12 protein-coding genes and 1 tRNA gene are annotated in these 12,624 nt (G+C 38.7%); all 13 read right to left on the bottom strand.

Features of this window, described 5'->3' with window-relative positions:
- Positions 1-117: 117 nt before the first annotated feature.
- On the bottom strand, positions 118-858 hold the full coding sequence (locus tag RAO94_06240; GenBank protein ID MDP8321931.1) for a hypothetical protein: 741 nt from the start codon (positions 856-858) through the stop codon (positions 118-120).
- 278 nt (positions 859-1,136) lie between these two features.
- Positions 1,137-2,180 (bottom strand): Fic family protein, encoded by a 1,044-nt coding sequence (locus tag RAO94_06235; GenBank protein ID MDP8321930.1) that lies wholly within the window; start codon positions 2,178-2,180, stop codon positions 1,137-1,139.
- 29 nt (positions 2,181-2,209) lie between these two features.
- Positions 2,210-3,274: a site-specific integrase gene (locus RAO94_06230; GenBank protein ID MDP8321929.1), complete on the bottom strand. Its 1,065-nt coding sequence runs from the start codon at positions 3,272-3,274 to the stop codon at positions 2,210-2,212.
- Between the two features lie 211 nt (positions 3,275-3,485).
- Positions 3,486-3,574 (bottom strand) — tRNA-Ser (locus tag RAO94_06225).
- 5 nt (positions 3,575-3,579) lie between these two features.
- The gene (locus RAO94_06220; GenBank protein MDP8321928.1) at positions 3,580-4,029 is read right to left on the bottom strand and encodes a nucleoside deaminase; all 450 of its coding nucleotides are present in this window, start codon (positions 4,027-4,029) and stop codon (positions 3,580-3,582) included.
- Positions 4,029-4,964: a protease modulator HflC gene (gene hflC / locus RAO94_06215; protein ID MDP8321927.1), complete on the bottom strand. Its 936-nt coding sequence runs from the start codon at positions 4,962-4,964 to the stop codon at positions 4,029-4,031. Before hflC ends, RAO94_06220 begins: the two co-directional genes overlap by 1 nt.
- The gene (hflK, locus tag RAO94_06210; protein MDP8321926.1) at positions 4,961-5,941 is read right to left on the bottom strand and encodes an FtsH protease activity modulator HflK; all 981 of its coding nucleotides are present in this window, start codon (positions 5,939-5,941) and stop codon (positions 4,961-4,963) included. Before hflK ends, hflC begins: the two co-directional genes overlap by 4 nt.
- A gap of 75 nt (positions 5,942-6,016) precedes the next feature.
- Positions 6,017-6,583 carry a transcription termination/antitermination NusG family protein gene (locus RAO94_06205; protein MDP8321925.1) on the bottom strand — a complete coding sequence of 189 codons (567 nt, stop codon included), beginning with the start codon at positions 6,581-6,583 and terminating at the stop codon, positions 6,017-6,019.
- A gap of 3 nt (positions 6,584-6,586) precedes the next feature.
- Complete coding sequence (locus tag RAO94_06200) at positions 6,587-7,885, bottom strand: nucleotide sugar dehydrogenase (protein MDP8321924.1); 1,299 nt, start codon at positions 7,883-7,885, stop codon at positions 6,587-6,589.
- A gap of 23 nt (positions 7,886-7,908) precedes the next feature.
- Positions 7,909-9,315, bottom strand: a complete 1,407-nt coding sequence (ahcY, locus tag RAO94_06195) for an adenosylhomocysteinase (protein ID MDP8321923.1) — start codon at positions 9,313-9,315, stop codon at positions 7,909-7,911.
- 14 nt (positions 9,316-9,329) lie between these two features.
- Positions 9,330-11,603 carry a polyribonucleotide nucleotidyltransferase gene (locus tag RAO94_06190; protein MDP8321922.1) on the bottom strand — a complete coding sequence of 758 codons (2,274 nt, stop codon included), beginning with the start codon at positions 11,601-11,603 and terminating at the stop codon, positions 9,330-9,332.
- 140 nt (positions 11,604-11,743) lie between these two features.
- Complete coding sequence (rpsO, locus tag RAO94_06185) at positions 11,744-12,022, bottom strand: 30S ribosomal protein S15 (protein MDP8321921.1); 279 nt, start codon at positions 12,020-12,022, stop codon at positions 11,744-11,746.
- A 94-nt stretch (positions 12,023-12,116) separates the two neighbouring features.
- On the bottom strand, positions 12,117-12,624 hold a 508-nt coding region (locus tag RAO94_06180; protein MDP8321920.1), incomplete at its 5' end, for a methyltransferase domain-containing protein.

Raw genomic sequence — 12,624 nt, 5'->3', positions numbered from 1 at the left:
TTAATACTGCTTTGCTTATTTTAAAAAGCCTAAGCTACAATTTTTCGAGAACCATTTTCTCCTATTTTCCTGCTATTATGCAGAACTCATAATTATAATAATATTCACGATTATTCTCTATCTCTTATCACTCAAAAGCTTTACATTTAAATTTGATATATCAATCCAATCTGGTATTCTGTTATAATTGAAATATGGCTTCTTCGATGTAATTCCTGGCAGAAGATATATAATTCTCTCTCTGTCGAATTTAATATAAAAGAAGTATTTGGGATAACACTCATAATAACCATACCTATTATAACTAAAAACTTCCAACTCTATTTGAATGTACTCCTCTTCAAGGTTATTAGCCTTCTTAACATGTTCTTCAAAAAACTTATCTCTTATTTGAGATGCAGTTTGTGAATATTTCAAATAATCAGCCAATTCCTTATCATACAGCCCCCCGGAAGAGAGTAGATCAAGCCAATTGAAATGACCTAATTTTGTTTGATTAATTTCAATATTCCAAAATCTCTTACCTTGATATCCTTTCCAGTGAACTTCTGTAATATTACTAAATACTTTGGCTTCAAGTCTAACAAGGCAGCAAATTGGATACTTAGACAGGTTTGTTAAACTGAATTTTAAATCCTTGCCTTCTTCTGGGTTCATAGTAAGTCCAAAACTTACTAAAGGTTTCTTGAGAAGCTTATCCTGCTCATCATTCAATTTCCTGATTCTTTGAGTTTCGTCAGTGTACCAAAGAACAATTAGTCCAGTTAAGGCAAGTATCATATTTGAAATCGAAAAGGCTTCAAAAAGCAGTTTACAAGCAATAACTGCCAGGACTAACAAAAATATTATCTTTTTCATTTATCCTCCCTTTATAAATTTAATAATCCGGACCTGAATATTTCACCCATTTTTATAAAATAATATTTAAAGCTCAGGCAATTTATCAATAGCTTCATCTTTCTTCTTATCTATCTGCTTTGCATATATATGGGTCAGTTGGATGTCCTTGTGACCCATTACTGTTTAGAATCTATATCATTTATCAGGCATCAAAGAGTAGATTAATAAAGTAATGGACCCATCAATAGGGTAATAAACCACAGTTCATTACCACATTGAAAGCTCTTATTACCACATTAAATTTTGCGCCATTTTGCATACCTGCCTTTAGATATATTCGCTATTATGCCCTCAGCTTTGAGATTGTTCATAACATTGCGGATCATGTCCCTGCTTACTAATGGGCAGGCTTGTTCTATGTCTGAGATTGTGAAATTACCCTTAAATCCATCTATGGCATTTTTTATCATATCTGTTTTTGTCCCGCGTGGTTTGTTAACGATATCGGCTCTTTTTTCAAACTCATCGTAGGCTGCAAGCATTATGGACAAATAGTATGTAAGAAAAGGAATTATGTCATGCTTACCTTTGTGCCAGCCTTGAGAAGAGGTTTCAAGGGTTTCATAATAGGACTCTTTGCTTAGTTCGATTATTTTCTCCAGACTAATATACCTGACTACATCATATCCTTGATGATACAGTAAAATTGTAGTTAGAAGCCTTGATGAACGCCCGTTACCATCTTTAAAAGGATGAATACAAGTGAAATCAAAAATGAACAAAGGCATAAGAATCAATGGCTCAATATCACCTTTATCTATTTCTTCATTGTATCTACTTACTAATTTCATCATATAATCCTCAATGAGAAAAGGTTCTACTGGTTTGAAACGAACTCGTGTTGTCCCATCGCCATATCGCTCAATTATGGTATTTTCAACCGACTTCCACTTTCCTCCTGGTTGATCTGTGTATCTCATTAAATCCCGGTGAAGTTGCTTGATGACGTTAACTGTCAGGGGAATATCCATTGCAGAATGGTGGATAGTACTTAAAACATCTCGGTATCCAGCAATCTCCGACTCGCTGCGATTCTTTGGTTTAGTTTTATCTGCGAGCAATTCTTTTAATCGTTTTGGTGGAGCAGTTATCTGCTCTAATCTGTTGGATGATTCTGTGCTTTGGGCAAAAGCAACCAGTTTGAGATTTTCTAAAACTTCAGGTGACTGTTTTTGGTATAGTTCCTGCTTTCCTTTGTATTCTCCCAGTTTGCGAATAATTCTTATTAGCTCATTTGTCAGTGATATGTTTTCTAAATATTTTACATCAAAAGATTTCATAGTATCTCCTTCTATTCATAATCAAAACATTACAGTTCTGGTAACTTGTCAATAGCTTCATCCTTCTTCTTATCCATCAGCTTGGCGTAAATCTGGGTTACTTTTACATCATTGTGTCCTAAGAACTTAGCCAGTGTATATAAATCAATACCATTGCTGATTGATAAAGTAGCAAAAGTATGCCTTCCGCAATGAGGAGTAATGTGCTTTTCGATGCCTGCCTTTTTTACCATTCTTCTGATATGAAATCTTATTGATGTTTCCCCTGGTAGTTGAAAGACTTTTCCGCTATTGTGGGTACTTTTTTCGTGATTTAATATATCTTCTGCTACTTTGCACAGTTTCAGTTTATTGTACTCATTGGTTTTTTCATCGCGGAAAACCAGATACAGATTACCGTTCTCATCACGAAAGTCTTCAAATTCCAGGTTGATCAAGTCTCCTAATCGTAAACCTGTAAAGCAGGAAAATATAAAAGCACTTTTGACGTTTTCGTTGCTATAGGGAAGCTCATTGATCTTTCTTAGTTCTTCTATAGTAAGGTATTCCCTGGTTCCTTCGGTTTTCCGTATTATAATATTGGTAGCCAAGTTATGTTCGATATAATCATCTTCGTATGCCTTTTTGATAGCTATCTTGAACCTGGTAAAATATGTGTGGGCAGTATTCTGATTCATATCAGGGCAATCCAGCAGATATTGTGCAAAATCTTGACAGAATTTTCTGGTAACCTTTTTTAATTTTATGTCCCTTGGTTGGAAGATCTTTAAATGTCTAATAGCGTGCTCCCAGATTTTTAAGGAGTTCTTTTTTGTCTGTTTTTTAAGGAACTGATCAAAAATCCCGTAAAGGGTGATAGTTTTCTTCTCAGTGAATATGTCATATTTCTTCTGCCTGACCATGTCCTCATACTTATTTCTGATCTGGATTGCTTCATCGATTAAGTTTTTATCTCGCTGCAAATCTTTCTTTTTACCGGTTACAAACATTTTTAACCATTTCCTGTCTCTTAGCTCCTTGCCATTTTCAAAATAGTGATAGTCCAGGAAAATGGAATACCTGTCATCCTTCAATTTATTGAGTCTAACCTTCACTTTATAATTGGTGTTGGTAATTCTCTTTTTTATTTTATCAATTTCCATGACTCAATATAAAAAGTGTCCAGAAAAGTGTCCAGTATTTTACTAAAATATGACAATAAAAGAGAAGTCAGGAAAAAGATGCTAACAAATAATATTATCATAACATATTAATATAGAATGAAATAGAAACAATATGAAGCTCTATGAAATGTAATGAAAAAACTGGCGGAGAGTCAGGGATTCGAACCCTGGGTACGCGAGGCGCACAACGGTTTTCGAGACCGCCCCGTTCGACCACTCCGGCAACTCTCCGCAATTTATCTTTTACTATTGAAATAATCCTTGAGGATTTGAGAACATTCCTTTTCCAGAATCCCGGAAATTACTTGAGGATTATGATTAAGGCGTCTATCCTTGAGGATATGATACAATGACCCGGAACCACCTGCTTTGGGGTCCTTGCAGCCATAAACCACTCTGCCTATTCTACTGAGCACAATCAATCCAGAACACATTATACAGGGCTCCAGGGTAACGTAGAGAGTATAATTATAAAGGAATTTTTTACCATCAGCGAGAGCACGCTCAATAACAATTTTTTCTGCATGTCCGAGGGGATTTTGATTGTGACGGGTTTGATTTGCTGCCTGGGCTATAATATTATCATTATCATCAATAAGAACAGCCCCGACCGGGATTTCATCGAGCTCTGCAGCTCGAGAAGCCTCAGTCAGGGCAATTCTCATATAATATTCATCTGTATACACTAATCGCTTGTTTTAAGATGCTTGAAGTAATCTGAGTCCGTTGTCATGATCAAAGTGCCTTTCTTCTGGATAGTGTTTTTATAAGTTTCCAGAGTTTTGCTGAATTCATAAAACTCGGGATCCTGTTTATATGCTTTGGCATAAATATCCAGGGCAGCGGCATCAGCTTCACCAATGATCTGCTGAGCAGTCTTAAAGGCTTCAGATTCGATCTGATCAAGTTCTCTTTTCCTTTTACCGCGAATCTCTGCTGCTTCACCTTCACCAGTAGAACGATATTTGGCAGCTATCTTATTACGTTCAGAGATCATACGGGCATAGACCTTTTCACGGACTTCGTCATTGTAATTAAGTCTTTTGATCTTAAGATCAATGAGTTTGATACCATAATCAAGGATCTGGATGGAACTGGTAGCAAAAATCTCATCTTCGATTTTTTCTCTACCGGTTTGGATAACATCAACTGCTCTGATTTCATCTTCGGAGCTATCTTCAAATTCAGAGGTGAATAGAAGCTCACGGCTGGAATTACGAACAATTTCGATCAGTTTATTTGAGCTAACAACATCACGGGTAGTACCAGAGACAATATCATCCAGTCTGCTGTGAGCAAAAGTCTCACTACGCGTAGTCTGGTAGAATTTGAGAGGATCCACTATCTGCCAGCGAGCATAAGAATCGAGCCAGATATAGCGTTTATCTGCAGTAGGTATTTGTTTGGGGTCACCATCCCATTCCAGAATTCTTTTTTCGAAGAAGTGCACTTTTTGAACGAAAGGTAATTTAAAATGCAGTCCAGCATCACTTACCGCTCCACCTACGGGTTCACCAAATTGAGTGATGATGACTTGAAGGCGCTCATCTAGTATATAAAAAGCATTCATGAGAAGAATTACTACTACTATTAGAATTATGATCAAACCTTTGTGTTTCATTTTTTCACCTCCCCGGCAAGATTAAGAAGAGGTAATAATCCCTCCAGTTTGTCATCTATTATGAAGAGCTTATCGATAGTTGGAATAATTTCTTCCATTGTTTCCAGATAGAGTCTTTTGCGGGTAACGGATTTAGATAATTTGTATTCCTGATAAATTTGATTAAAGCGGTCAGCTTCACCTTGAGCGCGGTTAACGCGGTTCACGGCATAACCTTCAGCTTCCTGAATAGTCTGCTTGGCTTTTCCTCGTGCTTCGGGAATCACTTTATTATATTGCTCCCAGGCTTCGTTAACGATGCGTTCCTTTTCCTGTTTAGATGAATTCACATTATCAAAGGCAGGTTTCACCTTGTCTGGAGGATTCACATTTTGCAGGTTAATAGTCACTATTTCCACTCCGGTTTGATATCCATCCAGCAACTTCTGCAATTTGATCTGGGCAAGGTCATTTATCTCTTTACGAGAAAGTACGATAACCTCATCCACACTGCGGTCACCCACGATCTCTCGAATGGTTGCCTCAGAACCGTCTCTGATAGTCTTTTCGATATTCCTGACATTAAAAAGGTATTTGACTGGGTCTTTTACCCGATACTGTACAATCCATTCCAGATCAGCAATATTAAGATCTCCGGTGAGCATAAGAGATTCACTGGAGAAATCACGGCTGGAATAGCGTGATTTGATTCCTGGCTGCACGGTTCTAAAGCCAAATTCTTCTTTATATACATTGGTAACTTTCACTTTTGTAAGGTTATCAACTCCAAAAGGAATTTTGAAATGAAGTCCCGGCGTTGTGGTAGAGGTATATTTTCCAAAACGCTGGATAACACCTACTTCCTCGGGATCAATTGTATATAATCCCGTCGCTAAAAAAATCAGGACAAGAATGATGATAAGAGCGGGTACCACTCTCTTTTTGGGAAATTGGGGAATAGTCTGTTTTTTAACTTTGATTTCATCAAATTCAGGCATTTAATCTCCTTGGTTAATATTAAATTCAATATCCACTAAAACAGATAGGAAAACCCTGAGTCAAGAATTTTCTGATTAAATTTCCGGTTTGGTTCTGGAAACCAGTTCAATTTCAGTTGGGCTGACCTGGATGCAAATTGCCTGCTGGATGAGATGGATACCCACAATCACCTCAGAGGGGTCATCTACATCAAGCACAATACCTTCTATACCAACATAAGGACCGTTGGTTACTTTCACAGTGTAACCCTCTTTTACATAAGCATGAGGTTCCACCGGTATATCAAGACTCAAAGTATTATAGATGTTATTAAGATCAATTAATAATTCCCGTTCATCAGGCACTTTTATAAAGCGGACAATAGAACCCGAACGGAGTAGAAGTGATTTGTCATTTTCAGTACATTTTACGAAAGTATAACCGGGAAAGAGAGGTTTTGTAAATATCACTTGTCTATTATCATAATGCTTAATGCTTTTCTGCAGGGGAAGATAATAATTAATCTCCCTTTTATAGCAGTAATCAGCAAATTTCTTTTCCCAGCGCGGTTTGTTGTGGATCACAAACCATTTTTCACCGGCTTCGGAGGGATTTAACCCTCCGTTAAGCTGGTGGATTTCTAACTGATTATTAGAAGACATAATTTATAATTTAACTACGTTAAGATAATTTTCCTTAATGGCAAATCTGGTATCCAGGATCATAGTAGATCTTTTTACAATATCCTGATAATTATATTTTGTGTGATCTGTAACTATTATTGCCAGATCATAATCCTCCAGATTGTCAAGACTGACTGAATAATAAGTTTTTTTTGTCTGCTCGTTGTATAATTCAGGTATATGGGGATCATTATAATCAAAATTCCCCTGGTTATCAGCCATAATTTTGATCAATTCATGTACTGGTGACTCCCGGGGGTCTTCTATATCTCTTTTATAGGCAGCTCCCAGAAGAAGTACCTTTGCTTTGGATAGTGACTTGCCCTGTTTATTCAAAAGCTGCACAGCTTTACTTATCACAAAAGAAGGCATGGAGTTATTTATCTCTCCGGCAAGTTCTATTAATCGAGTATGGTAATTATATTCACGGGCTTTCCAGGTAAGATAAAAAGGATCAAGGGGAATACAATGACCACCGATTCCTGGTCCGGGATAAAAAGGCATAAACCCATAAGGTTTGGTCTTGGCAGCTTCGATTACTTCCCAGATATCAATTCCCATTCTGTTGCAGAGAATGGTCATCTCATTTGCCAGGGCAATATTGATATTTCTGAAAGTGTTTTCATAGATCTTTTCCATCTCAGCTACGCTGGGTGAAGAAACCAGGTGAATGGGAGCATCCAGAATTTCTTCATAGAACGCCTTGGAAACGGCATTGCATTTTTCTGTAACGCCACCTACCACTTTGGCGGTATTATACGTTTTATAATCACGGTTTCCGGGATCAACACGTTCCGGTGAAAATGAGACGAATACGTCAATGCCCACTCTGAGACCTTTAGCTTCGAGAGCCGGGACAACGATTTCGTTGGTTGTTCCGGGATAAGTAGTAGATTCCAGGATTACTAAGGCTTCTTTGCTAACGTTTGGAGCTAATGAATTGATGGCATTGCACACATAAGAAGAATCCGGTTGCTGGTATTTATCAAGAGGAGTAGGAACTGCAATCAGGATAACATTTGCTTTCTTGAGTTTCTTATAATCATCAGTTGCGCTTAACATCTTCTTATTTACCAGATCTTTAAGCTCTGCGTCATCAACATCACCAATATAGTTTATACCGTTATTTACACTCTCGATCGCATGCTGACTAACATCTACACCTATTACTTTGAAACCTGCTCTGGCTACAGTTACTGCCATGGGCAATCCCACATAACCGAGTCCAATCACACCTATTACCGCATCGTGATTTTTGATCTTCTGTAGAACATTTTTCACTGATAATTCTCCTTCACCTTTTTTTAATATCTATAATGTTCCGGTTTATACGGACCATTTTTATCTATGCCAATATATTCCGACTGATAGTCAGTAAGTACCGTAAGATGTACACCCAGTTTTTCCAGATGCATTCTGGCAACTTCTTCATCAAGTTTTTTTGCTAACCGGTAAACATCAATCTCTAAATCCCGGGAAAATATATCAAGCTGAGCCATGACCTGATTTGTGAACGAATTACTCATTACAAAAGAGGGGTGTCCAGTAGCATTGCCCAGATTTACCAATCTACCTTCTGAAAGCAGAATAATTGATTTATCTCCCGGCAGCATGATCTCATCTACCTGAGGTTTGATATTTCGCTTTTCCACTCCAGGAGTGGCGTATAGTTCTGTTACCTGAATTTCATTATCAAAGTGACCAATATTGCAGACAATTGCTTTATCTTTCATTTGTAGGATATCGGATGCTTTGATCACATCACAATTACCCGTAGCAGTAACAAAAATATCCGCTTTTTCCACAACTTCTTCCAGTCGTACTACTTCAAATCCTTCCATTGCTGCCTGCAAAGCACAGATCGGGTCTATCTCAGTGATCACTACTCTTGCTCCAAAACCAGCCATAGACATTGCACAGCCCTTGCCTACATCTCCATAGCCACACACAACTATCATTTTGCCGGCGATCATTATATCCGTTGCTCTTTTGATACCATCAGTAAGTGATTCCCGGCATCCATAAAGATTATCGAATTTAGATTTAGTAACAGAATCATTTACATTTATAGCTGGAAAGAGAAGAGTTCCGGTTTCAAGCTGTTTGTATAATCTATGTACTCCAGTAGTAGTCTCTTCTGATACTCCTTTGATCTTTTTTGCTATCTGATGCCAACGATCAGGGAACTTATTCATATCACTCAGCAGAGTTTTCTGCAGAACGGCAAATTCCTGATTGTCAGTTTTAATTTCCGGAAGCTTCCCTGTTTTGGCATATTCTTCTTCCAGACGGTAACCTTCATGTATCATCAATGTGGCATCACCGCCATCATCGACAATACTATCAGGTCCATTTCCATCTTCCCAAAGCAAAGCCTGCCTGGTGCACCACCAGTATTCCTGAAGTGTTTCACCTTTCCAGGCAAATACGGGAACTCCAGTATCCGCAATTGCTGCTGCTGCATGATCCTGAGTTGAATATATATTGCAGCTGCACCAGCGCACATCAGCACCTAATACCACCAGGGTTTCGATCAGGATAGCGGTTTGAATTGTCATGTGGAGACTGCCAGTTATTCTGCGACCAGCAAAAGGTTTTTCACTGGCATATCTGGATCTAAGCATAACAAGACCCGGCATCTCATATTCTGAGATGCGGATCTCATTTCTACCAAAATCCTTAAGGTTAATATCCTTGATTTTGTAGTTCATCAGTTCTCCGATAATTAATATTTCTTATCTCGGTTGGAATTATTTCTTCCGTCATCACCACGTCTGCTGTCAGACCGGCTATCTGATCTATTTGAGTTATAGGGTCTTCTTTCTCTATCTCTACCAGAGCTTGGACGTCTGTCACTTGGTGGTCTGGCTGGAGCTGAACCCGGCTTAGGTTCTGGATTTCCAGGAATGCCTACCATTGAAAGGCGATATTTTCCCCGGTCACTTTCCAGAAGCTTCACTTTCACTTTATCGCCAATTTTCACTACATCTTCTGTCTGGGCGATTCTGCTGTGATGAAGCTGACTGATATGAACCAGTCCTTCTTTCATGCCATTCATGAATTTTACCAAAGCACCAAAACCTTCTGTTCTGAATACTTCTGCATCATATATAACGCCCATTTTTGGTTCTTCCACTATGGAAAGTATCATGTTACGGGCTTTTTCGATTGAGGCTACATCTGCAGAAACAATATTTACGGTTCCGTCATCATCTATATTCACGTCAACGCCTGTTTCTTCAATGATCATTTTAATCGTCTTTCCACCGGAACCAATAACTGCACCGATCTTATCCTGATTTATAGTCATAGATTCAATGCGGGGAGCAAAAGGTGATAATTCCTTTCTGGGTTCAGGGATCACCTCAACTATTTTCTCAATTATATATAATCTGGCAATTTTTGCTTTTGCCAGTGCCTGAGCCATTATGTCCTTTGTTATTCCGTCAATTTTGATATCCATCTGGATAGCTGTGATACCATCGACAGTTCCAGTAACCTTGAAATCCATATCACCAAGATGATCTTCCAATCCCATGATATCGGTGAGAACTACATAATCTTCACCTTCCATGATCAGACCATTAGCTATTCCAGCAACTGGCTTTTTAAGTGGAACACCACCAGCCATCATTGCCATAGTTGCGCTGCATACTGAAGCCATTGACGATGATCCGTTTGATTCCAGGATCTCTGATACCAGACGCAGGGTATAAGGAAATTCTTCGTGTGGAGGTATCATTGGTTCCAATGCACGTTCAGCTAAAGCTCCATGACCCAGTTCGCGTCTGCCGGGTCCACGCATGAATCCTGCTTCTCCTACACTGTATGGTGGAAAATTATAATGCAGGTAATAGCGTTTTTTATATTCCTCTTCCAGACTGTCAATGATCTGAACATTACGGTCTGATCCAAGAGTAAGCACACCCAAAGATTGAGTTTCACCTCTGGTGAATAACGCTGATCCATGCACACTTGGTAATATATCAACTTCGCAGGTAATATCACGAATATCATCCAGTCCACGGCCATCAACGCGATGATGATTATGAAGAATAGCATAACGGACAAATTTCTTGATCAGATGCTCGAAAGCATTCTTATAATATCTTTCATTTACCAGATATGTTTCTTCGTCGTCTTCTTCCTGATATTTGGTGAGCATTTCTTTTTCCAGGTTCTCAAAGGTAGTTTGTCTTTCCAGTTTGCCCTTGATATTTGCACCTTCACTGATCTTGCTGCCAAAATCTTTATCAAGACGAGAGATGATCTCTTCCGGGATAACATCCAGATTGATCGCCATCTTCTCTTTAGTTACACCATCAGCAAATTCAAGCTGCATTGCTATCAGTTCTTTGATAGTTTCATGACCTGTATAAATGGCTTCGGTGATAATTTCTTCACCAAGTTCATTAGCTCCAGCTTCGATCATTACAATAGATTTATCCGAAGCTGCCACATCAAGGTTTAGCAGGGAAGTTGTTAATTGCTCAGTAGTAGGATTAATAATGATCTCATTATCAATCAGTCCCACAGAAACTCCCGAGATTGGTCCATTAAAAGGAATATCAGAGATCATCAGAGCGGTGGACGCTCCTAAAATACCTATTGAGGCAGGATCATTGAGCCCATCATAAGAAAGCACTGTGATCACTACATGTACTGAATTCCTGAAGCCATCAGGAAAGAGAGGTCTTATTGATCTGTCAGTTAGTCTGGCTGATAAAGTTGCTTTGGTAGAAGGTCTAGCTTCTCTTTTAAAAAATCCGCCCGGTATTTTACCTGCAGCGTAATATTTCTCAATAAAGTCCACGGTAAGTGGAAAGAAAGATTGTCCTTCATGTGCATTTGGTGATGCTGTTGCAGTTACAAGAATGCTTGTTCCGCCATAAGTCATAAATACTGATCCGCCAGCCTGTTTTGCCATGCGGCCTGTTTCAAGGGTAAGTTCACGTCCGGCTATAGTTTTCGTAAGCCGTTTAATTGCAAAATTATGCAAAATATTCTCCTTAGTTGTTGCGTCAGGGTGATAAGAAGCAATAGGCTAAATTCACTTGTAATAGAGGATTTAGCTTATTGCTCTCTACCCCCTGGCTTGTTAGTTAAAAAAGGGGGAAACGTTTCCCCCCTTATCTCCATTTATCGTCTGAGTCCTAATGTCTTGATTATCTTACGATATCGTGTAATATCTATCTTTGTCAAATAATCCAGAAGACTACGTCTTCTACCGATCAGTGTCAAAAGACCTCTACGAGTATGAAAATCCTTAGGATGAACCTTAAGATGTTCAGTGATTTCCTTAATACGATATGATAATAAAGCGATTTGGACCTCTGGTGATCCAGTGTCTGACTCATGGAGTTTAAACTCTGCCATGATAGCCTTTTTGGCTTCGTTAGATAACCTGCTATTATGCAGAACTCATTTTAATAGGTCAAATAAATACACCTCAATAGCTTGTAAAGTACTTTCTTGTTTAAATACTGATAAATAATCTGTTACTATCCGGGTTTTATTTTTTTTGCAGGATCAGCAGGTACCCGCTACGGGTAAATGATCTGAAACCGAAGCCTGCAAACACTTCCAAAATCCTCACCAAAATGGGGTTATGAACAATTCCACTTAAAAGGGGAAGATGTCTCCACTTTATTTTGAGAATTTCATATTCTCCTTTCAATACTTCAAACGTCTGAGGATGTTGATCTTGCCATTTTCCTCCCAGATATTCCATTACGGCTTGAGGAGGGTAGGGACGGATATGGGTGAGATCATTATAAAAATGCCGAGACATCAAAGGTGCTCTCAGGCAGAGAATGCCCCCTGGCTTGAGAATCCTATTCAATTGATTGAGAAATTGCCATGCTTCTGAGGGAAATAAATGCTCGATCAGATGACTGCAATGGATACCATCATAGCTTTCATCTTCAAAAGGCAGATCAAGAGCATTACCAGATATCACATTCAAGCCCTGCTGCTGACACCAGCGCACTGCTTCGGGATTATTATCAATTCCCGAAATT

It is taken from the genome of Candidatus Stygibacter australis (assembly GCA_030765845.1).
GTDB lineage: Bacteria > Cloacimonadota > Cloacimonadia > Cloacimonadales > TCS61 > Stygibacter > Stygibacter australis.
The sequence above is the reverse complement of the archived record's forward strand: the minus strand, read 5'-3'. Positions and strand labels throughout refer to the sequence as shown.

Bases quoted from the DNA above. Each gene is read 5' to 3' on its own strand.
- RAO94_06240 (MDP8321931.1), bottom strand. From the start codon at position 858: ATGAAAAAGATAATATTTTTGTTAGTCCTGGCAGTTATTGCTTGTAAA.
- RAO94_06235 (MDP8321930.1), bottom strand. From the start codon at position 2,180: ATGAAATCTTTTGATGTAAAATATTTAGAAAACATATCACTGACAAAT.
- hflC (MDP8321927.1), bottom strand. From the start codon at position 4,964: ATGAAACACAAAGGTTTGATCATAATTCTAATAGTAGTAGTAATTCTT.
- hflK (MDP8321926.1), bottom strand. From the start codon at position 5,941: ATGCCTGAATTTGATGAAATCAAAGTTAAAAAACAGACTATTCCCCAA.
- RAO94_06205 (MDP8321925.1), bottom strand. From the start codon at position 6,583: ATGTCTTCTAATAATCAGTTAGAAATCCACCAGCTTAACGGAGGGTTA.
- ahcY (MDP8321923.1), bottom strand. From the start codon at position 9,315: ATGAACTACAAAATCAAGGATATTAACCTTAAGGATTTTGGTAGAAAT.